The organism is Sphingobium cyanobacteriorum (assembly GCF_030580935.1).
Taxonomy (GTDB): domain Bacteria; phylum Pseudomonadota; class Alphaproteobacteria; order Sphingomonadales; family Sphingomonadaceae; genus Sphingobium; species Sphingobium cyanobacteriorum.
The window spans coordinates 190,240-211,411 of record NZ_JAUQOM010000007.1 but is presented as its reverse complement, the minus strand read 5'-3'; the positions used below and the strand labels follow the sequence as shown (position 1 = coordinate 211,411).

General features: G+C 66.8%; 23 protein-coding genes. 16 read left to right on the top strand and 7 right to left on the bottom strand.

Going from position 1 to position 21,172, the window contains the following annotated elements; all coding sequences use genetic code 11:
* Positions 1–33: 33 nt before the first annotated feature.
* From Q4610_RS14705 to Q4610_RS14630, 16 genes are all read left to right on the top strand, one after another.
* A complete protein-coding gene (locus Q4610_RS14705; RefSeq protein ID WP_304536711.1) occupies positions 34–366 on the top strand; it encodes a DUF736 domain-containing protein in 333 nt (110 codons plus the stop codon).
* A 223-nt stretch (positions 367–589) separates the two neighbouring features.
* The gene (locus tag Q4610_RS14700; protein ID WP_304536710.1) at positions 590–1,282 is read left to right on the top strand and encodes a lytic transglycosylase domain-containing protein; all 693 of its coding nucleotides are present in this window, start codon (positions 590–592) and stop codon (positions 1,280–1,282) included.
* A 238-nt stretch (positions 1,283–1,520) separates the two neighbouring features.
* A complete protein-coding gene (locus Q4610_RS14695) occupies positions 1,521–3,281 on the top strand; it encodes a relaxase/mobilization nuclease domain-containing protein (RefSeq protein ID WP_304536709.1) in 1,761 nt (586 codons plus the stop codon).
* 14 nt (positions 3,282–3,295) lie between these two features.
* Complete coding sequence (locus Q4610_RS14690; protein WP_304536708.1) at positions 3,296–5,269, top strand: conjugal transfer protein TraG; 1,974 nt, start codon at positions 3,296–3,298, stop codon at positions 5,267–5,269.
* A gap of 9 nt (positions 5,270–5,278) precedes the next feature.
* Positions 5,279–5,707 (top strand): ribbon-helix-helix domain-containing protein, encoded by a 429-nt coding sequence (locus Q4610_RS14685; protein WP_304536707.1) that lies wholly within the window; start codon positions 5,279–5,281, stop codon positions 5,705–5,707.
* 173 nt (positions 5,708–5,880) lie between these two features.
* On the top strand, positions 5,881–6,867 hold the full coding sequence (gene trbB / locus Q4610_RS14680) for a P-type conjugative transfer ATPase TrbB (RefSeq protein WP_304536706.1): 987 nt from the start codon (positions 5,881–5,883) through the stop codon (positions 6,865–6,867).
* The gene (locus Q4610_RS14675; protein WP_304536705.1) at positions 6,864–7,196 is read left to right on the top strand and encodes a TrbC/VirB2 family type IV secretion system protein; all 333 of its coding nucleotides are present in this window, start codon (positions 6,864–6,866) and stop codon (positions 7,194–7,196) included. Before trbB ends, Q4610_RS14675 begins: the two co-directional genes overlap by 4 nt.
* On the top strand, positions 7,196–7,468 hold the full coding sequence (locus Q4610_RS14670; protein ID WP_304536704.1) for a VirB3 family type IV secretion system protein: 273 nt from the start codon (positions 7,196–7,198) through the stop codon (positions 7,466–7,468). The genes Q4610_RS14675 and Q4610_RS14670 overlap by 1 nt, the downstream gene beginning before the upstream one ends.
* Entirely contained in the window at positions 7,465–9,954 is a 2,490-nt protein-coding gene (trbE, locus tag Q4610_RS14665; protein ID WP_304536703.1) for a conjugal transfer protein TrbE, read from the top strand. Before Q4610_RS14670 ends, trbE begins: the two co-directional genes overlap by 4 nt.
* Positions 9,951–10,709: a P-type conjugative transfer protein TrbJ gene (gene trbJ, locus Q4610_RS14660; RefSeq protein WP_304536702.1), complete on the top strand. Its 759-nt coding sequence runs from the start codon at positions 9,951–9,953 to the stop codon at positions 10,707–10,709. The genes trbE and trbJ overlap by 4 nt, the downstream gene beginning before the upstream one ends.
* A 5-nt stretch (positions 10,710–10,714) precedes the next feature.
* On the top strand, positions 10,715–11,017 hold the full coding sequence (gene trbK-alt, locus Q4610_RS14655; protein ID WP_304536701.1) for a putative entry exclusion protein TrbK-alt: 303 nt from the start codon (positions 10,715–10,717) through the stop codon (positions 11,015–11,017).
* Position 11,018: 1 nt separating this feature from the next.
* Positions 11,019–12,329 (top strand): P-type conjugative transfer protein TrbL, encoded by a 1,311-nt coding sequence (gene trbL, locus Q4610_RS14650; protein ID WP_304536700.1) that lies wholly within the window; start codon positions 11,019–11,021, stop codon positions 12,327–12,329.
* A 3-nt stretch (positions 12,330–12,332) separates the two neighbouring features.
* Complete coding sequence (trbF, locus tag Q4610_RS14645) at positions 12,333–13,016, top strand: conjugal transfer protein TrbF (RefSeq protein WP_304536699.1); 684 nt, start codon at positions 12,333–12,335, stop codon at positions 13,014–13,016.
* Positions 13,013–14,029, top strand: a complete 1,017-nt coding sequence (trbG, locus tag Q4610_RS14640) for a P-type conjugative transfer protein TrbG (RefSeq protein WP_304536698.1) — start codon at positions 13,013–13,015, stop codon at positions 14,027–14,029. The genes trbF and trbG overlap by 4 nt, the downstream gene beginning before the upstream one ends.
* Positions 14,026–15,246, top strand: coding sequence for a TraB/TrbI/VirB10 family type IV secretion system protein (locus Q4610_RS14635; RefSeq protein ID WP_304536697.1), 1,221 nt, complete (start codon positions 14,026–14,028; stop codon positions 15,244–15,246). The genes trbG and Q4610_RS14635 overlap by 4 nt, the downstream gene beginning before the upstream one ends.
* Positions 15,243–15,467: a DUF2274 domain-containing protein gene (locus Q4610_RS14630; RefSeq protein WP_304536696.1), complete on the top strand. Its 225-nt coding sequence runs from the start codon at positions 15,243–15,245 to the stop codon at positions 15,465–15,467. Before Q4610_RS14635 ends, Q4610_RS14630 begins: the two co-directional genes overlap by 4 nt.
* A 14-nt stretch (positions 15,468–15,481) precedes the next feature.
* On the opposite strand, the gene Q4610_RS14625 is transcribed toward Q4610_RS14630, so the two are convergent.
* From Q4610_RS14625 to Q4610_RS14595, 7 genes are all read right to left on the bottom strand, one after another.
* Complete coding sequence (locus Q4610_RS14625) at positions 15,482–15,790, bottom strand: hypothetical protein (RefSeq protein WP_304536695.1); 309 nt, start codon at positions 15,788–15,790, stop codon at positions 15,482–15,484.
* Positions 15,791–15,835: 45 nt separating this feature from the next.
* A complete protein-coding gene (locus Q4610_RS14620) occupies positions 15,836–16,744 on the bottom strand; it encodes a LysR family transcriptional regulator (protein ID WP_304536694.1) in 909 nt (302 codons plus the stop codon).
* 84 nt (positions 16,745–16,828) lie between these two features.
* Entirely contained in the window at positions 16,829–18,016 is a 1,188-nt protein-coding gene (locus Q4610_RS14615) for an MFS transporter (RefSeq protein WP_304536693.1), read from the bottom strand.
* Between the two features lie 11 nt (positions 18,017–18,027).
* A complete protein-coding gene (locus Q4610_RS14610; protein WP_304536692.1) occupies positions 18,028–18,924 on the bottom strand; it encodes an NAD(P)-dependent oxidoreductase in 897 nt (298 codons plus the stop codon).
* Between the two features lie 15 nt (positions 18,925–18,939).
* Positions 18,940–19,524, bottom strand: coding sequence for a TetR/AcrR family transcriptional regulator (locus Q4610_RS14605; RefSeq protein ID WP_304536691.1), 585 nt, complete (start codon positions 19,522–19,524; stop codon positions 18,940–18,942).
* Positions 19,525–19,598: 74 nt separating this feature from the next.
* A complete protein-coding gene (locus tag Q4610_RS14600; protein ID WP_304536690.1) occupies positions 19,599–19,964 on the bottom strand; it encodes a hypothetical protein in 366 nt (121 codons plus the stop codon).
* A gap of 7 nt (positions 19,965–19,971) precedes the next feature.
* Positions 19,972–21,156, bottom strand: coding sequence for a DJ-1/PfpI family protein (locus Q4610_RS14595; RefSeq protein ID WP_304536689.1), 1,185 nt, complete (start codon positions 21,154–21,156; stop codon positions 19,972–19,974).
* Positions 21,157–21,172: the final 16 nt, after the last annotated feature.

The following is a 21,172-nucleotide window of genomic DNA, read 5'->3' as shown; positions in this document are numbered from 1 at the left end:
GCTTTCCCGACCGCCAACTCAAAGGAGATCATCATGCAGATCGGCAGCTTCTTCCGCACCGCCAATGGCTACGAAGGTATCATCGAGACGGCGACACTCGACATCCGTATCTCGATCGTTCCTGCCGAGCAGAGCGACGCCGACAAGGCGCCGGACTGGCGCGTTCACCGCGGCGACAGCGAAGGGCCGGAAATCGGCGCCGGCTGGAACGAGAACGGCGAGCGCGCCGGGGATTACGTCTCGCTGCGCATCGACGACCCCGCCTTCGCGCAGCCGATACGCGCCGCGCTGTTCCAGAACGGCAACGACAGGTCGGCCTGGTCGCTGCGCTGGAACCGCCAGCCGAAGTCGCGCGAGCAGGACTGAGCCCGTGCGCTTCATCTTCATCCCTTTGTTCGCGGGAAGACCGTCTCATCCCTCCGCCCCGCTCGGTCGCAGGCCGGCCGGGGCGCGCAGCGAAGGTCAAGGGCGGCCAACGGCCGGCGCTTCGCGCGCACCCTTTACCGCAGCGAGCACGCTGGCAGGCTGGCGGCGGAGCGGAGTCGGATCCGCGGTCGCCGTTGCCGTCGTCCTGCTGTCCGGCGGCGCTATGTCTGCCCCGGCGATGGCACAGGATATGCCAGCCGCACGATCATCGGCGGTCCACCCATATGCCGGTCATGTTGCCGATGCCGCGCGGCGGTTCGGCATCCCCGAGGCTTGGATTTGGGCGGTAATGCGTGTCGAGAGCCGCGGCGTTTCACGCGCGGTCTCGCCGGCCGGGGCGATGGGCGTGATGCAGATCATGCCCGCGACCTGGGCCGGTCTTCGCGCCCACTACGGCCTAGGCCCCGATCCGTTCAACGTGCGCGACAACATCATGGCGGGCGCGGCCTATCTGCGCGAGATGCATGACCGCTACGGCAATGCCAGCGCGATGCTGGCGGCCTATAATGCGGGACCGGGCCGCTACGACGATTACCTGTCGCGCGGCCGTCCGCTGCCCGCTGAGACCGTCGGCTATCTCGCCCAGCTCGCACCGATCACCGGCCAATCGGGCGCGGTGGAAGTGGCGGCCACTGCCGCGCGTGATCCGTTCGCATGGCGTCGTGCGGCGCTATTCGTCCGCGCCGCCAGCGCCGCTTCGGAAGCTGTCGCCGGGAAGTCGGGCGGCGAAGAAGCCGCGTCCGAGCTGCCAATAGACCGGCCGACATCTGTCGGCGTTCGCGCTACCGATCCGTCCGCCAATGAACCGCGCGACACGCTGTTCGTGTCCCGCGCCCGCGCGGGCCGACCGCAATGATCGGCCAGTCGCCCCCTTCATCTTTCCGAAGCAGTAAGATCGCTGGGGAGGAGAAGAACGGCAGGGGCAGACGAGGGCAAGATATAAGCAGTGCCCCGTTCAGCCGAAAAGCCATGGCTTTTCCGTGGCTTCACGCGGGGGCGTCGGTCGGCGCGCGTGCCGTGCGGAAGGGAAAAGTCAGCAAAAACAACGCGTCGAATGGCACCACAGGCCATTTTCGCCCGAAAGCGGCCCGGCCGTGAGCGAGGACAGCGAGTCCCGCGTCCGGCCGGGTAAGGCCAAGCGCAGTAAGGCGCAGGGCCGCAATGCCCGCGGCCTGGTCGCCGAGGTGTTGCGGGTCGCCGCGATCCATAGCGGCGGCCGGCGCGGCGGCGCCAGCGGAGCGCGCCGTGGCGCGCAATCCACCTTCGGGCGGGGACGCACGGCGTTCGCCCGCAGCCGCCTGTTCGGCTCGGGCCGCCGCGTAATGGTCAAGATGCTGCCCGTGACCACCCGCAGCCGGGGTGGCCGGCGCTCGGCGCCGCTGTCCGCGCACGTCTCTTATTTGAAGCGCGAAGGCGTCACCCGTGACGGCTCGCCGACGCGCATGTTCGACGCGGCCGGCGACAACGCCGACGATCGCGGTTTCACCGAGCGATGCAAGGATGACCGGCACCATTTCCGGGTCATCGTGTCGCCCGAGGACGCCGCCGAGCTGACCGACCTGCGCGAATACATCCGCGACCTGATGCGGCAGATGGAGGCCGACCTGGGCACGCGGCTCGATTGGGTCGCGGTCGACCACTGGAACACCGACAATCCGCACGTCCATCTGCTTGTGCGCGGCGTTACCGATCAGGGCGCCGATCTCGTCATCTCCCGCGAATACATCAGCCACAATCTCCGCGCGCGCGCGCAAGACTTGGCCTTCGCCGAGCTTGGGCCGAAGCCCGAACATGAGGTGCAGCGCGCGCTCGACCGTGAGCTGACGGCGGAACGCTGGACCCGGCTCGATACCGAGATCCAGCGTTCCGCCGACGAGCTGGGCGTGATTGACCTACGCCCCGAGCGCCCCGGCCCGGACGATCAGCGGCTCCGCCGTTTGATGGTCGGGCGCTTGCAGCACTTGGAGACGATGGGGCTCGCAGCCGAAGGGGATACCGGCCAGTGGGCGGTCGCGGAAGGTGCGGCGGCGAAGCTGCGCGAGCTGGGCGCGCGCGGCGACATCATCCGCACGATCGGCGCGGCGCTCAAGGATCGGGGGCAGGACCGGCCGCTCGACAGCTACGCCGTCGTCACCAGCGCGCCGGAGAAGCCAGTCGCCGGCAGGTTGATCGACAAGGGCCTGCACGACGAACTGACCGGCACGGCCTATGCCGTGATCGACGGTACCGATGGCCGCACCCACCATGTCCGGCTGCCCGGCATCGAGGCGCTGGAGCACAGCCCCAAGCTCGGCGGCATCGTCGAGCTGCGCGCTATCGGACGGGCCGGCGAGGCGAAGCCGACGTTGGTTCTCGTCACGCGGTCCGACCTCGACCTCGCCGCGCAGATTAGGGCGCCCGGCGCGACCTGGCTTGACCACCGCCTGATCGAGCGCGGCGCCAGCGTTGCGGACGGCGGGTTCGGCGCCGAGGTGCGGCGCGCGATGGACGCGCGCACCGACCATCTCGTCAAGGAAGGGCTGGCGCGCAGGTTCGGCGAGCGGACGGTGTTCGAGCGCGGGATGCTCGACACGCTCCGCAAGCGCGAGCTGGACGCGGTTGGCGCGAAGGTCGCGGGCGAGACCGGGCTTGCTTATCGGCCCGCCGGCTCCGGCGAGAAGATCGCCGGCGTCGTGCGCCAGCGCCTCGCGCTCGCGTCTGGCCGCTTCGTCATGATCGACGATGGGCTCGGCTTCCGGCTCGTGCCGTGGGCCAGCACCCTCGAACAGCAACTCGGCCGTCAGGTGTCGGGCGTCGTCCGCGCCGGCGGCGGCATCGACTGGACGCTGGGCCGCGAGCGCGGCCTCGGCATCTAAATCAGGAGACCTCCATGTCCGCGACCAAGATACTCTGGGGCCAGATCATCATCGTGTTCCTGACCGTGCTCGCCGGGGTGTGGGGCGCGACGCAGTGGACAGCCGCCGCGCTCGCCTATCAGCCCGAGCTGGGGCCGCCTTGGTTCGAGGTGTTCGGCTGGCGGGTTTATCCGCCGCCGGCTTTCTTCTGGTGGTGGTTCAGCTTCGACGCCTATGCGCCCCGCATATTCCTGACGGGCGCCTATATCGCTGTGTCCGGCGGGTTCGCGTCGATCGCGGTCGCCATCGGCATGTCGGTGTGGCGCGCGCGCGAGCTGAAGAACGCCGAGACCTATGGCTCGGCTCGCTGGGCGAGCGAGCGGGAGGTGCGCGCGGCGGGGCTGCTCGGGCCGAACGGCGTAGTGCTTGGCCGGCTCGCCCGCGACTATCTCCGCCATGACGGTCCCGAGCATGTGCTGTGCTTCGCCCCGACCCGTTCGGGTAAGGGCGTCGGCTTGGTCGTGCCGTCGCTGTTGACCTGGCCGGCCTCCGCAATCGTCCACGACATCAAGGGCGAGAACTGGACGCTCACCGCCGGCTTCCGGGCGCGGCACGGCCGCGTGCTGCTGTTCGATCCGACCAACGCCGAGTCGGCCGCCTACAACCCGTTGCTGGAGGTGCGGCGCGGCCAATGGGAAGTGCGCGACGTGCAGAATGTCGCCGACGTTCTGGTCGATCCCGAAGGCTCGCTGGAGCGCCGAAACCACTGGGAAAAAACGAGTCATAGCTTGCTGGTCGGCGCGATCCTCCACGTCCTCTATGCCGAGGGGGACAAGACCCTGGCCGGCGTCGCCGGATTCCTCTCGGACCCGGCGCGCACGATCGAGCAAACGCTGGCCGCGATGATGGCGACGCCGCACCTCGGCGAAGCAGGCGCGCATCCCGTCGTTGCTTCGGCCGCGCGCGAGTTGTTGAACAAGTCTGACAACGAGCGATCGGGCGTGCTCAGCACCGCCATGTCGTTTCTCGGCCTCTACCGCGATCCCGTCGTGGCCGAGGTTACGCGAGCCTGCCAATGGCGCATAGCGGATCTGGTCGAGGGCGATCGGCCGGCGACATTGTATCTGGTCGTGCCGCCCAGCGACATCTCCCGCACCAAGCCGCTCATCCGCCTCATCCTCAACCAGATCGGGCGCCGCCTGACCGAGGAGCTGACCCCGAAGGGCAACCGCCATCGCGTGTTGTTGATGCTCGACGAGTTTCCGGCGCTCGGCCGGCTCGACTTCTTCGAGTCCGCCCTGGCGTTCATGGCGGGCTACGGCCTCAAGGCATTCCTGATCGCGCAGTCGCTCAATCAGATCGAAAAGGCTTACGGCCCGAACAACGCGATCCTCGACAACTGCCATGTCCGCGTGAGCTTCGCCACCAACGACGAGCGCACCGCCAAGCGCGTGTCGGATGCGCTCGGCACCGCCACCGAGATGCGGGCAATGAAGAACTATGCCGGCCATCGCCTGTCGCCGTGGCTCGGGCACTTGATGGTGTCGCGGTCCGAGACGGCCCGCCAGCTCCTCACCCCCGGCGAGGTGATGCAACTCCCGCCCGACGACGAGATCGTCATGGTGGCGGGTGTCCATCCGATCCGGGCGAAGAAGGCCCGTTACTATCAGGATCGCCGCCTGTCCGAGCGGATTGCGTCGGCGCCCGCGCCGGAGGCTGCCAGGGTGAGGCCCGATGACTGGAGCGGGCGGCAGGCATCCGCCGATCCGAAGCAGGTCGCGCGCATCGTCCGCGATGCCCAGGACGCTGCCAATGGCGGGCTGCGCCGCGAGCCCGAGCTGCCGGAGCATGTCGCCATCGTGCCGGAAACCCCAGCGCCTGCTGCGCAGGAGTTTTCGATCGTCGACGACGAGCAGGACGACGCGTCCCGGCACGCGGCCGTGCGCCGCAGGATGCAGGGCATTGCGCGTCAGGCATCGCTCGATCCCGGCGACGGAATCGAGCTGTAGGAGGCCGCCATGCGAACCCGGCTCAACGTCTATTTCCCGCCCGCACTCGCCAAGCAGATTGACGAGCTGGCGATCCGCCGCCGTATCTCGCGCTCGGCGATCGTGGAGGCGGCGGTAGCGTCTTACCTGTCACCGGACGGCGCCGACCGTATGGAAGCGGCGTTCGCCCGCCGGCTCGATCGACTAACGCGACAAGTCCTGCGGCTTGAGCGCAACACCGGCCTGACCACCGAGGCGCTGAGCCTGTTCGTCCGGTTCTGGCTGTCCGTGACCCCGCCGCTGCCCGACGAGGATCAGGCTGCCGCGCAAGTCAAGGGCCGCAAGCGCTACGAGGGCTTCATCGAGACGCTCGGCCGGCGCTTCGCCAGCGGTAAGACGTTGATGGACGAGATTCCCGAAGATGTCTGGCCGCGCTCGACATCACCCGAGTCGGACTGAATTGCCGCGCGTTACCCAGATGTAGCGGGAAGGCGCTTCCGCCCTCGGTAACGTATCTACCGCCCCCTCTACTACGCCGGCAACTAGCTGTTGCGAGCCGAGCATATCTGCGTCTCTTGATGTGCCCCGACAGCCGGGCGGCGGTTCGCCCGGTCCTTTGTAGGGGCCAGTCGTTGACCATCCACCCAATCCGATCCGAGACTAAATCACGCGGCGCGCGAATGCTGCGCACCGCGCTCGGGCCGTCGATCGCGGGCTGGCTCGACGACACTGCCGTTATCGAAGTGATGCTGAACCCGGACGGGCGGCTTTGGCTCGATCGGCTCGGCGAGGGCGTCACCGACACCGGCGAAACGCTGAGCGCTGCTGATGGCGAGCGCATCGTCCGCCTGGTCGCACACCATGTCGGCGTTGAGGTTCACGCCCGATCCCCGCGTGTTTCGGCCGAGCTGCCGGAAGGTGGGGAGCGGTTCGAGGGCTTGCTACCGCCTGTCGTCGCCGCGCCAGCCTTCGCGATCCGCAAGCCCGCCGTCGCCGTGTTCACGCTCGACGACTACGCGGCTGCGGGGATCATGTCAGCGGCCGAAGCTGAAGCATTGCGCCACGGTGTCGCGAGCCGCGCCAACATCCTTGTCGCGGGCGGCACTGGCGCGGGCAAGACCACGCTGATCAACGCTCTCTTGGCGGAAGTCGCCAAGACCACAGATCGCATCGTTCTGATCGAAGATACGCGCGAGCTGCAATGCGCCGCGCCTAACCTCGTCGCCATGCGGACCAAGGACGGTGTGGTGTCGCTGTCCGAGCTGGTCCGCTCGTCGCTCCGCCTGCGCCCCGACCGCATCCCGATCGGCGAGGTTCGCGGCGCAGAGGCGCTCGACCTCATCAAAGCCTGGGGCACCGGCCATCCCGGGGGCGTCGGCACCATCCACGCCGGCACCGCGCTCGGCGCGCTCCGCCGCATGGAGCAGCTCATCCAGGAGGCCGTGGTCACGGTCCCGCGCGCGCTGATCGCCGAGACAATCGACCTGATCGCCGTGCTGGTCCGCGACGCGCACGGGCGCCGGCTGACCGAGCTGGCCCGCGTCGAAGGGCTCGACCTCGCGAGCGGCGACTACCGCCTCGCACCTTTCACCACCCCCAAGCCCGGAGACCTGCCATGATCCATGCCCTTCGGCATGGCGCACGCCGCGCCATGCTCACCGCCGCCGCCAGCGTGATCGCGCTGACCTTTGCCGTTCCGGCCCACGCCGGCGGCTCGTCGATGCCGTGGGAAGCGCCGCTCCAGTCGATCCTCGAAAGCATTGAGGGGCCAGTGGCGAAGATTATCGCCGTCATCATCATTATCGTGACCGGTCTGACGCTCGCGTTTGGCGACACGTCGGGCGGCTCGCGCCGGTTGATCCAGATTGTGTTCGGCCTGTCGATCGCGTTCGCCGCCAGCTCCTTCTTCCTCAGCTTCTTCAGCTTTGGCGGCGGAGCGCTGGTCTGATGTCGGACGGGTCTGAGCCGATCCCCGGCTATTTCGCGCCGGTCCACAGGGCGCTGACCGAGCAGATATTGCTCGGCGGCGCTCCGCGTTCGCTTGCCATCGTCAACGGGACGCTGGCGGGCTCGATCGGCCTCGGCTTGCGCCTGTGGATCGCCGGCCTGATCATCTGGGCCGTTGGCCACGGGCTTTCCGTGTGGGCCGCCCGCCGCGACCCCCAATTCGTGGACGTGGCACGTCGCCACCTCCGCTACCCGACATGGATGCGGCCATGATGAGCTTGCGCGAATATCGCAGCAAAGCTGCGAACCTTCCCGACTTCCTGCCCTGGGCCGCGCTGGTCGGCGAAGGCGTGGTGCTGAACAAGGACGGCTCGTTCCAGCGCACCGCGAAGTTCCGCGGCCCCGATCTGGACAGCGCGACGCCGGCCGAGCTGGTCGCCACGACCGCGCGGTTAAACAACTCGCTGCGCCGGCTCGGCTCCGGCTGGGCGATTTTCGTCGAGGCGCAGCGCACGCCAGCGCTCGACTATCCGGAAGGCCACTTTCCCGATCCCGTGTCGTCGCTGGTCGAGTTCGAGCGCCGCGAACAGTTCCGCGAGGAAGGCGCGCACTTCGAGAGCCGCTATTTCCTGACGCTCTTGTGGATGCCGCCCGCCGAGGAAGCCGCGCGCGCCGAAGGCTGGCTCTACGAGGGCCGATCCACCAGCGGCGTCGATCATTGGGAGCTGCTGAAAGGCTTCACCGATCGCAGCGACCGGGTGCTCAACCTGGTCGAAGGCTTCGTGCCCGAGGTTCGCTGGCTCGATGACGCCGAGACGCTGACCTTCCTGCACAGCACGGTTTCGACGCGCCGCCAGCGCGTCCGCGTCCCCGAAACGCCGATGCACCTCGACGCGCTGCTCACCGACGAGCCGCTGACCGGCGGACTGGAGCCGTGCCTGGGCGAGCATCATCTGCGGACGCTCACCATCGTCGGCTTTCCGAGCGTGACCTTCCCCGGGTTGCTCGACGAGCTGAACCGGCTCGCCTTCGAGTATCGCTGGGCGACCCGCGCGATCATGCTCGACAAGACCGACGCGACCAAGCTGCTGAGCCGTATCCGACGCCAGTGGTTCGCCAAGCGCAAGAGCGTCATGGCGATCTTGAAAGAGGTGATGACAAACGAGGCGTCGGTCCTCGTGGACAGCGACGCCTCGAACAAGGCCGCCGACGCCGACACCGCCCTGCAGGAGTTGGGCGCCGACTATGCCGGCATGGCCTACGTGACCGCGACGGTGACGGTATGGGACCGGGACCCCGCCATCGCCGCCGAGAAGCTGCGGCTGGTAGAGAAGGTCATCCAGGGCCGCGACTTCACCGTCATCCCCGAGGGCATGAACGCGATCGAGGCATGGCTGGGAAGCCTTCCCGGCCACACCTACGCCAATGTCCGCCAACCCCCGATTTCCACCATCAATCTCGCCCACCTGATCCCCCTGTCAGCGGTATGGGCGGGGCCGGAACGGGACGAGCATTTCGGTGCGCCCCCCTTGCTCTATGGCAAGACCGAAGGATCGACCCCGTTCCGGTTTTCCCTTCACGTCGGCGATGTCGGCCACACGCTGATCGTCGGCCCGACCGGCGCGGGCAAATCGGTGCTGCTCGCCCTCATGGCGATGCAGTTCCGCCGCTACGAACGGGCCCAAGTCTTCGCCTTCGACTTTGGCGGCAGCATCCGCGCCGCTGCGATCGGCATGGGCGGCGACTGGCAGGATCTCGGCGGGATTCTCGCCGACGAGGCCGGCGACGGCGTGCAGCTCCAGCCGCTCGCGCGGATCGACGATCCGGCCGAACGCGCCTGGGCGGCCGAATGGCTGGCGGCGATCCTCGCGTCCGAGGGCGTCGCGGTCGATCCACAGGCCAAGGAGCATCTGTGGTCGGCGCTCGGCTCGCTTGCCAGTGCGCCCGTCATGGAACGCACGCTGACCGGGCTCGCCGTGCTGCTCCAGAGCCAGCAGCTCAAGCAGGCGCTCGCCTCCTATTGCCTTGGCGGGCCGTGGGGCCGGCTGCTCGACGCCGAGGCCGAGCGTCTCGGCGAGGCGTCGGTCCAGGCGTTCGAGACGGAGGGCTTGGTCGGCGCCGGATCGGCCGCCGCCGTCCTGTCCTACCTGTTCCACCGGATCGAAGGCCGGCTGGACGGCTCGCCCACGCTCATCATCATCGACGAGGGCTGGCTTGTCCTCGACAGCCCCGAATTTGCCGCGCAACTCCGCGAATGGCTGAAAACGCTGCGCAAGAAGAACGCCGGCGTCGTGTTCGCCACGCAGAGCCTCGCCGACATCGAAACCTCGAACATCGCGCCGGCCATCATCGAGAGCTGTCCGACGCGCATCTTCCTGCCGAACGAACGCGCGGCCGAGCCGCAGATCGCCGCCATCTACGAGCGGTTCGGGCTCAACGCCCGCCAGATCGACATCCTTAGCCGGGCCACGCCCAAGCGCGACTATTACTGCCAGTCGCGCCGCGGGAACCGACTGTTCGAGCTGGGGCTGGGCGAGGTCGCGCTGGCCTTCGCCGCCGCATCTTCCAAGACTGATCAGCTCCGCATCGCCGAGCTGGTCGAGACCCACGGACGCGAGCGCTTCGCCGCCGAGTGGCTGCGCCATCGCGGCCTGGCCTGGGCGGTCGATCTTCTTCCCGAACCCCAACCCGATCCGCTGGCCGGTCGCCGGGAAGATACCGGCCAGCTCCCCCTTGCCTTGAAGGACATGACCCCATGAAACCCAATATCCTGCGCCGGGCCATGCTGGCTGGCGCCATCGCCACGTCGAGCATGATCGGCATCACCGCCGCCACGCCGGCGCACGCCCAGTTCGGCGGCATTGTCTATGACCCGACGAACTATGCGCAGAATGTGCTGACGGCCGCTCGGTCGCTCCAGCAGGTCAACAACCAGATCCAGCAAATCCAGCAGCAGGCGACCAGCCTCATCAACGAGGCGCGCAATCTGGCGTCGCTGCCGTTCAACTCGCTCCAGCAGTTGCAGCAACAGGTGCAGCGCACCCAGCAGCTTCTCGGCGAGGCGCAACGCATCGCCTACGATGTGCAGAACGTCCAGCAGGTGTTCAACGGACGCTACAAAGGCGCGGCGCTCACCGGCACCCACGCGCAGATGGTCGCCAACGCCAATGCGCGTTGGGAGGATAGCGTCGGCGCGTTCGAGGACGCGCTTCGCGTGCAAGCCGGCGTTGTCGGCAATATCGACGGCGCGCGCACGACGATGGACGGCCTGGTCACGTCCAGCCAGTCGGCGACCGGTGCGCTCCAAGCGGCACAGGCGGGCAACCAGCTTCTTGCGCTGCAATCGCAGCAGCTCGCGGACCTGACCGCGCTGCTCGCCGCGCAGGGTCGGGCGCAGGCGCTGGACTCGGCGCGCAACGCTGCCGTCGAAGCCGAGAGCCGCGAACGGCTCCGCCGCTTCCTCACGCGGTCCACCGGCTATCAGCCGGGCAATGCCCGCATGTTCCACGACTGATCATCATGGGCAGCAAGCTCCTCGCGCGCATCGGCGCCGTCATTTTCATCGCCATCGCCATCACGATGACGGCGATCGAGATGAGCCGCGCACCCGAACCCCCGCGCGCGGCGCCGGCGGCCGTCGCCGACACCTCGGCGACGGACCCGCTGCTGATCGAGCTGCGCCGCTGCCAGTCAATCGGCGCGGCCGGGGCAAGCGATCCCGACTGCCTGCGCGCCTGGGCCGAGAACCGTCGTCGATTCCTCGCGCCCGGCGCGCGCCCTGCCGCCCGTATCGCCGACGACGCGTCGGCACAGGAGAATTGATATGGGCGGCACCGGCGTCGTCGATCGCTTTCTGGATGTCTTCACCCGCTACATCGACAGCGGGTTCGGCCTGCTCGGCGGCGAGGTGGCGTTCATCGCCACCACCCTGATCGTCATCGACGTGACTTTGGCCGCACTGTTCTGGACGTGGGGTGAAGGCGACGACATCATCGCCCGCCTCGTCAAAAAGACGCTGTTCGTCGGCGTCTTCGCCTACATCATCGGCAACTGGAACAGTCTGGCACGCATCGTCTTCGAGAGCTTCGCCGGTCTCGGGCTGAAAGCGTCAGGCACCGGCTTCTCCGCCGCCGAGCTGCTCCAGCCAGGCCGGGTCGCGCAGGTGGGCCTGGACGCGGGCCAGCCGATCCTGGAATCCATTTCAGACCTGATGGGCTGGGTCGCGTTCTTTGAGAACTTCATCCAGATCGCGGTGCTGCTGATCGCCTGGCTGCTGGTTATCCTCGCCTTCTTCATTCTGGCGATCCAGCTCTTCGTGACGCTGATCGAGTTCAAGCTGGCGACGCTCTGCGGCTTCGTCCTTATCCCGTTCGGCTTGTTCGGCAAAACCGCCTTCATGGCCGAGCGCGTGCTGGGGTTGGTGATCTCGTCGGGCATCAAGGTGCTGGTGCTCGCCGTCATCGTCGGCATCGGCTCGACCTTGTTCGACGAGTTCCGCGCCGGGTTCGGCGGCGCGCAGCCGAGCATCGAGGACGCGCTGGCCGTCGCGCTCGCTTCGCTGTGCCTTCTCGGCCTTGGCATCTTCGGCCCGTCGATCGCCAATGGCATCGTCTCGGGCGGCCCGGCGCTTGGTGCAGGCGCCGCAGCGGGAACCGTGCTCGCAGCCGGCGGTGCGCTGGCCGGCGGCGCTGCCGCCGCCCGGCTTGGTGTCGGCGCGGCGGCGGGCGCGGTCGGCGGCGCCGCGCGAGGCGCCGCCTTCACTTCGGGCGCCGCCAACAGCGCCTATGCGCTCGGTTCGGCCGGCAAGTCCGGCGCGGCTGCGGTCGCTGGCGGCGTAGGCGGCGTCGGCCAAGCCGCCGTCGGCGCAGCCATGTCGCCGCTCCGCAAGGCGGCAGCCTCGCTCAAGGACAGCTACCGTTCCGGCGGCCGCGCCGCCGTCACCGCAACGGGCGGGACCGTTTCAGGCGGCAGCTCGACGCCGTCGCCGGACACTTCCGCCGGTGCGCCCGCCTGGGCGTCCGCGATGAAGAACCGTCAGACCATGACCCACGGCGCGACCATCGCCGCCCACACGCTGCGCTCCGGCGACGGCGGCGGCAGCGGCGCGTCGGTAGATACCAGCCAGAAGGATTGATCCATGTTCAAGCGACCAACCCTCCGCTACGGCCAGACGCCCGAGCCGGCCACACCCTATCAGCGCGCCGCGCAGGCATGGGACGACCGCATCGGTTCGGCGCGCGTGCAGGCGAAGAACTGGCGGCTCGCCTTCTTCGGGACGCTCGCGCTTTCGGGCACCTTGGCCGGCGGCCTCGTCTGGCAATCGACGCGTGGCCATATCGTCCCTTGGGTCGTGCAAGTCGATCGGTTGGGCGAAGCCCAAGTGGTTGCGCCGGCCGAAGCCGGCTACCGCCCGACCGATCCGCAGATCGCGTTCCACCTCGCCCGCTTCATCGAGCAGGTCCGCGCGATCCCGGCCGATCCGGTCATCGTCCGTCAGAACTGGCTCAGGGCATACGACTTCACGACGGATCGCGGTGCGCTCGCGCTCAACGAATATGCGCGGGCCAACGACCCGTTCGCCAATGTCGGGAGGGTGCAGGTCGCGGTGGAGGTGTCGAGTGTCATCCGAGCCTCGCCCGACAGCTTCCGCGTCGCCTGGATCGAGCGCCGCTATCAAGACGGCAGCCTTGCCGCCACCGAACGCTGGTCCGCGATCCTCACGATCGTCGTCCAGCCGCCGCGCACCCCCGACGCCCTGCGCAAGAATCCGCTCGGCGTCTTCGTCAATGCCCTCAACTGGTCGAAGGAGCTGTCGCAATGACCGGCATACCCATCCGCCGCGCGGCCACTGCCGCGCTGTTCGTCTCCGCATCCGCGCTCGCAAGCTGCGCCACCACGTCGGCCAGGCCGCCCATGATCGCTTTGGACGATCCGCCCCCGGCGATCGTGGCGACGCCCGCGGCCGAGCCGCCCCGCGCGGTCGAGATCGTCACAATTCCCGAGCCGTTGCCGCTGCCCGGCCAGTTGAAGCCAGTGACGGAAGGTCCGCGACCAGCGGAGCCCGCCGATCCGCGCCGCCGGGTCGGCGACGCCAACGACGCCGCGCGCATCCAGCCGGTGCGCGACGGCTTCCTCAACGCCATCCAGCAATATCCGTGGACCGAAGGCGCGCTCTATCAAGTCTATACCGCGCCCGGCCAGGTGACGGACATCTCCTTGCAGGAGGGCGAGCAGCTCGTCGGACCGGGGCCGGTCGCGGCCGGTGATACCGTGCGCTGGCTCATCGGCGACACGATGAGCGGCAGCGGCGCGACCGCGCGCGTCCATATCCTCGTCAAGCCGACCCGGCCCGACCTTGCCACCAACCTCGTCATCAACACCGACTGGCGCACCTACCATCTGGAGCTGCGCGCCACGCCCGCCACCTACATGGCGTCTGTGTCCTGGACCTATCCGCAGGACCAGCTCATCGCCTTGCAAGGGCGCAACGCGGCTGCTGCTGCCGCTGCGCCGGCTGCGACCGGCGTGGACGCGACGGCGCTCAATTTCCGTTACCGGATCGAAGGCGACCGCGTTTCGTGGACACCGGCCCGCGCCTTCGACGACGGGCGGCAGGTGTTCATCGAGTTTCCCGCCGGGATCTCGCAGGGCGAGATGCCGCCCCTGTTCTTGACCGGCGCGCGTGGCGACGCCGAACTGGTCAATTACCGCGTGCAAGGCCGCTACATGGTGGTCGATCGCCTGTTCGCCGCCGCCGAGATGCGCCTGGGCGATCGGCGCACCGAGCAGCGTGTCCGTATCGTGCGCGACGATGGACGGAGGGGGCGGCCGTGACCGACAGCCATGATCCGTCCGTTGAGGATCGGCTCGCCCCGCAGTCGGCTCGCCCTGATCCGGCCGCCTTCCAACTTCGCGGCGACCCACCCCGCGTCATGCGGCTCTCCCGTAAGGCGCTCGCCGTCGTCGGCGTCGCCGCCGGGCTCGGCATAGGTGGTTCGCTGATCTATGCGCTGCGACCGCCGGGCTATCGGGCCGCGCAGGAACTTTACAACACCGACAGCCGCGCCACGGCCGAGACCATCACGTCCGGCCCGCGCGACTACGCACAGGCGCCCCGGCTCGGCCCGCCGCTTCCTGGTGACCTCGGCCGCCCGATCGTGTCGGCACAACAGCGCGGCGAAAACGTTTCCGTGCCGCCGATCGGCGCGCAGCCCGGCCCGCCCGATCCGCGCGCGCAGGCGGCGGAAGCCGCCCGGCAGCGCGCGGCGCAGGAACGCGATGCGGCCCGCACCAGCTCGGTCTTCCTCGGCAGCGGCGGCACGCGTGCCGGTGCGGAGCCGGTCTCGACGCCAGGTTTGCCGGCGCCTTCCGCGCAGGAACCGGCGCAGCAGGCGGCGCAAGGCGACCAGGCCAGCAAGCGCGCCTTCATGGCGCAGGCGGCCAACCAGCGCACGGTCAGCGTCGAGCGGCTGACGGCTCCGGCATCGCCCAACATCGTGCAGGCCGGCAGCATCATCCCGGCTGCGCTCATCACGGGCGTCCGTTCGGACCTGCCCGGCCAGATCACGGCCCAGGTGACGGCCAACGTCTATGACAGCCCCACGGGGCGCATCCTCCTCATTCCGCAGGGTGCGCGGCTGATCGGCGAGTATGACAGCGAGATCGCCGCTGGGCAGACCCGCGTATTGCTCTCTTGGAATCGGCTCATCATGCCGGATGGCCGCTCGATCGTTCTCGAGCGCCAGCCCGGCGCGGACGGAGCCGGGTTCGCGGGGCTACAGGATCGCGTGAACCAGCATTGGGGCAACCTGCTCCGGGCGGCGGCCGTCTCAACACTGCTCGGCGTCGGTACGGAGCTGGGCGCGGATAGCGAGGACGACCTGACCCGCGCGCTGCGGCGCGGCTCACAGGACACCATCAATCAGACGGGCCAGCAGATCGTGCGTAGGCAGCTCAACGTGCAGCCGACGCTCACACTCCGGCCGGGCCACCCGCTGCGCGTGGTGCTGACCCGCGACCTGGTGCTCGAACCCATCGGAGGACCGCGATGACCAAGTTGAAGCTCGGGCCGCTCGCCGACGACAGGCCCGTAAAGCTGACCGTGGAGCTGCCTGCCGCCGTTCATCGCGACCTTGCCGCCTATGCCGCTGCGCTCGCGGCCGAGACTGGCGGAGAGGCCGTGACGCCCGAGAAGTTGGTCGCACCGATGCTCGTTCGATTCATGGCGAGCGACCGGGGGTTCTCGCGCGGGCGACGTGGTGCGAAGGAGTGAGACAGCGCTTCAGCTCAGTTGCCGAGGAACCGCCTGCGGCGTTCTTCAGCATCGACCTTGATAATCCCTTCCTCGGCAGTGGCGCACTCGCCGCCACGTACCGAGCCATCGCGACACCCGGCCACGACCTGACGGGCTTCGTCGATATGCGCGACGAAATACTGCGTGGCCCGCGCCTCGCTTGGCGCCTCAGTGATAGGCGACGGGCTGGTGACGGCCGCTGTCTGCTGCATCGGAGCGATGATCGGCCGCAGGATAAATCCACCCGCGAAACCCACAAGCAAAGTGACGAGCACAATGATGATTGTCTTTCCTTGCGACATGGCGGTAGCTCCAAGAACTTGTCGCCTAATATACTGGAATCTATTCTATAAATCAAAAGAGAGGGCATAGCGCGCTTTGATGAACTTAAGGAAACGCCGCAGCGCGGGGTTGCCGTTGTCATCGCGCCAGCAACCGGAATGGCCCGTTAGGGCCGGCCCCTGTTCGCCGTGTATCGCTCGATAGACCACATTGGGGTAGCGCGCGCCGGTCGAACCCTCGCAAACGATGCTTACGCCCGACCTGCCGCCGAGAACGCTCAGCACTGTCTCGCGGCTCGCCTGGAACATTCGGATGTCAGGTTCTGTGCCCGATACTGCCAGACGGCCGAGCAGCATATCCCGTATCGCGGGGCCGGGATCGGCGACGGGCAACAGGAACCGCTCGCTGCGAAGATCGGTCCAGTGAACCACGTCGCGTTCAGCGAGCGGATGCGACGCGGTAAGTGCCACCAGCATCCGCTCGCTCCACAGCGGCTCGCAGCGAAACCCCTCATAGCTCGCAGCGCCTATGAGGATCGCGATATCGATTTCCCCCGTATCAAGGCCGGCAAGCAGAACGCTACGATCAGCCTCAACGCATTCGACATCGACGTCGGGATGTGCCTCATGCCAGCCCATCAGCGTTGCCCGCAGATTGCCTGCGGAGACCGAGCTGTTGTGCCCGAGTATGAGGCCGCCGGCACGGCCTTGGCCGGCCGCGCGCATCTTCGCCACCAGCTTGTCCGCCATAACGACCATCGGCTTCGCGCCACGGATAAACGCGTCTCCGGCCAACGTTGTCGTAACGCCTGCGCGTGAGCGTTCGAAAATCGGCGTCCCGATCGAGCGCTCCAGCTTTAGAATTCCGCGGCTAAGTGTCGATTGCTCGAGATCGAGCGACCGCGCAGCTCGGTAGAAACTGCCATGATCTGCTGCGGCGATCGCGTAGCGGAGCTGTCGGATGTTAAATGGCATCCGTGGCCCGATCATAGCTAGACGCAAAATTCGCCCTTTGATGTTGTGGGTATTCGTTTAAGTTTTTAGTCATCGTCACAGCCTTTAGCTATGACGCCCAAAGGCTTTAGTCTGCCACGTTACGGTCCATCCAAGAATAGCCAGCGGTAACACCAGCCAGGGCAGCAAGATGGCCCCCTGCGCATCAACCCATATTCCTCCCAGCATTCCGCCGCCCGCCACGGCAAGATTGAAAACTGTGACCAGGACGGACTGGGCGATGTCGGCCTGCTCCCCGGCGACATCCGCCAGCTCGGTTTGCAGCAGGGTCGGCGCGCCTCCGAACGTAAAGCCCCACAGGGCAAGACCAATGATGAGAGGCCATAAGGCTGCCGATGACAGGGCAAAGATCAGCACCGCAACAATGAACATAGCGAGATTCGTGAGCGTCAGCAGCCGCAGGTGGCGATCCACCAGCGCTCCGGTGGCAACGATGCCCGCAATCGAGGAAAGGCCGAAAATGAGCAGCGCCACGTCAACCCCGATCCCGGCATTCGTGTCGCGCAGGAACGGCGCCACATAAGTGTAGAGGATGTTATGCGCGAGGATCCAGGCGAGGAGCACCAGAAGCACGGATCGAACCCCTGGCATTGCGATGACTTGCGAAACCGAAGGCTGCGATTGCGATGGCTGGCCGGGGTGATCCGGCACACCGAGGCGAACCCAGGCGACGAGCAGCAACGCCAGTCCAGACATCATCCAGAATACCAGCCGCCAGTCCTGAAGCGCACCTAACCACGCACCGAGCGGAACGCCCAGCGACAGCGCGATCGGTTGCCCGATTCCGACGATCGCCATCGCACGGCCTTGTAGATGGGGCGGTGCGAGCCGGCGCGCATAACCGGCGACCAGTCCCCAAACTACGCCAGCAGCCATGCCAGCGAAGAACCGTGCCGCCATGGTCAGTCCGAAATGCGCCGACAGGGCCGTGATCGAATTGAAGATCAGCAGGCCGGCGATCGCGGACAGGAACAATGGACGACGACGCCAGCGTCGCGTGACAGCGATCACCGGGATCGCCGCGACCACAGAACCCAGCGCGTATAGCGTGACCATCTGCCCCGCCATCGCCTCCGATACGCCGAGACCCTTGCCGATTTGGGGCAACAATCCCGCCGGCATGTTCTCTGTCATGATTGCAAGGAAGCCGGCGACGGTGAATGTGAGCAACTGGCCAATCGGCAGCCAGTCAGGCGCGCGCGCTGCATCCGCGCGATGTACAGATAGCGTCACAAGACGAACGATCAGGCGAGGATCGATGCGGCGATATCCTTACCGCCATGGCCAGCCTCGTTCAGGCGCTCGAACCGCAGGAGGCTGGCGGCTGCAAGATCGGCTTGGAGGTCTGTTCCCGTCAGAGCATCGGCCACCAGCCGGGCGTCCTTGAGCCCATTGGCGACCGTGAAACTTGGGGCGAAGTCGTTTGTCAGCATCGCCGCGCCCTTGCCCTGGAAATAGCCGCTGTCGAGCGGGCCGCCCGTGATCGCTTCGACCACCAATTGCGGATCGATGCCCAACGCGCGGGCGATCGCCAGCGTCTCGGCGGTGGCGTGGGTGAGCGTGAAGACGAAGCTGTTGAGCGCGAGTTTCAACCGGCTGCTGGCGCCGGGCGCATCTGCAACCCAGATGGTGCGCTGTCCGATCGCGTCGAACACCGACTGGGCGTCGGCGCGCCGGTCGGCAGGCCCGGAAGCGAGGATCACCAGCTTGCCTTGCTCGGCGGGCTGCCGGGTGCCCTGAACCGGCGCATCATACAAGACGAGGCCATAGTCTTCGGCCAGTGCTGACAGATCTTCGATCGCCGGGATGCCCACCGTGCCAAGCTGGAGCCAGACGGTGCCTTTTGCCACTGCTGAACGCGCCGCGCGGATCGTTTCGGCAGTAGCCGGTCCATCTTTGAGAACCGTAACGATGATGGCTGCCCCGCGCATTGCGTCGCCTGGATCATCGAACGCCGCGACGCCTTCGTTGGCAAGCGCATGCGCTTTTTCGGACGAACGGTTCCAGGCAGAGACATCGAACCCCTTGCGCGCGAGGTTCCGGGCGACAGCCGCACCGATCATCCCCGTGCCAAGGACGGTGACCGAACGCTTCTTGCCGTGATCCGTCATAAATTTACTCCTCTGGAATGATCGTTCCATAATCGGATAAATAGATCAACGCAGCGCCAGCAATGTCTGCTCTATGACGCTGAAAAGAGACTGGCGATCGTCAGCTTTGAGCGCGCGCGCCATGACCCGCAGGCCCTGGATGGCGGTAAAAACGAACATCGCCAGCGCAGCGGCGTCCCTGTTCGACGACAGTTCTCCGGTCGCCTGCCCCCGGCGCATCGTCCCTTCGATGCCCCGCCGCAAGATTCCAAAATTCTCCCGCACCAGTTCGGCGATCCGCGGATTATGTGCGGCCATTTCGATGGCGCTGTTCGTGGCCAAACAACCCCTGGGATGCGGGCGGGGAAGGTCGGCATCGACGACATCCGTCATCAAAATGCGCAACGCCTTGATCGCGGACGGCTCGGCGTCGAGTTTGTCGACATGCGCCCGGGCCCGCTTACGATAGCGGAGCAGCGCTTGTTCGAAGAGACCTTCCTTGCTGGCATAGGCGGCATAGAGGCTTCCCCGCCCAAGACCCGTCGCATCCACGAGATCCTGCGCCGAAGTCCGCTCGAAACCTGCCGTCCAGAAGCGTTCCATCACCGCTTCCAGCACGTGTTCCTCATCGAATTCCCTCGGCCGCGCCATCCATGATCCTTTATTGAATGATCATACCATAACAGGTCGAGCACAGGCGTCAAGCGCGCGTGATTGGCGCGACGCTACGCCAGAAATGCCAACACGGCGATAATGAGCATCACGATCCAGCCCGGATGTTTTCCGCGCGTGCCGACGATCCAGTAGAGCGCGCTGATCAGGAACGTCGCGCCGACGACCTTGCTTTCATTGATGGGCAGCACAGTAGCGAGAACGAGCAGAACCAGGCCCAATCCGCCGCCAAGGATCGAAACCAGATGCCAACTGCTCCTGAGCGCAGCCCAGCGTCGTGCTGACAGCAGCCCGATCGCCCCCTCCGTCCAGCGATTTTCGCTGACAAGATGGCGAAAGATGAGGCGCTCACCCAAGATGGAATGCACTGCCGCCAGAAGGAACGTGAGGACGGCAGCGAGTAGAAGCACCGTGTTCATGGAAATCTCATATCCTCATCTCCGATCTGTATGCTTGCCAGGGATATTCCAGCTGGAGTGCTACGAAACCCGCCGTTCTGTGTCCGTAGCGGGACGCGATATCAGACAATGCGCGGTCGAGCGCCAGTGCCGGAGCGACATGATCATCAAGAGGGATAAGCCGATCGGTAGCCGCCTTCGCCTTGTGGTCCGGCAGAAGAATCAGCCCGTCACGGGTTGTGATCGTATCTGACTGGGAAAGCGCGAAGGCCTTCGAACGGTAGGTGCGCGACCAGACGTCCGACGTCAGTGCAAGAGCGATGTCGTCGACACCGTCCGCGACCGGGATTCCTATCGTCTCGTGATTCCAGACCGCGATCCTGTTCGCCAGCAGTTGCATCACCCAGTTCGCGTTGAGGCGGAAATCATCGCTCCGGTGCGCGGCATCATGGCTTGCGACACCGAGCTGGCTCGACAATCGGGCGGCCGCATCGGCGCCGCCGATCACTTCGACCAGCGCCAGCGAAATCGGTAGCGAGGCCGTCACTCCGGTGGTGGTGACGACACCCCGGTCGACGACATAGCGCCGATCGGGTTGCCACCGCATGGTGGGGTACGCGCGCTGCAGCGCATCAATCGCATACCAATGGGTTGTGGCGGCGCGGCCATCGAGCAATCCGGCGCGCCCCAAAACCTTGGCGCCTTCGCAAATACCGATGATGGTGGCACGTGAGGCGGCCTGCTTGCGCAACCAGGTCACGAGAGGTCCGTCGCGATCGTCATGGTGAAAAGCCGGGACGATGACATAGTCCGCACCCTCAGGATAGGCGAGGTCGAACGCTTCAAGTGTGGACTGCGGCCGGATCGAAAGCGCAGGCATGAGCGCGATCGGCGAGAGATCAGACGACACCACCGCGACGTCTGCCAGTCCCGCGCGTTTGAGCACCGCATAAGGGATCATCAGATCCGTCGTTTCCGATCCGCGATTGTCGGCAAGAATCGCCACGACAGGGTGCGGTCGCTTTGGCGGCTTTAGCCCGGAAATGGCTTGTTGCTGCTCCAAGGCCGTTAGCCGTACAAAGGGCGGCTTGTTCCGGGACAAATGCCCGGCACCGCAGGCCGCGGCCCCAGAAAGAACTGCAAAACTGCCAGCCGCGCCGACCATGAACTTCCGTCTATCCATGCCATTGGCCTCGTGGTCATCATTTCCCATCCACACGATAGGCTTT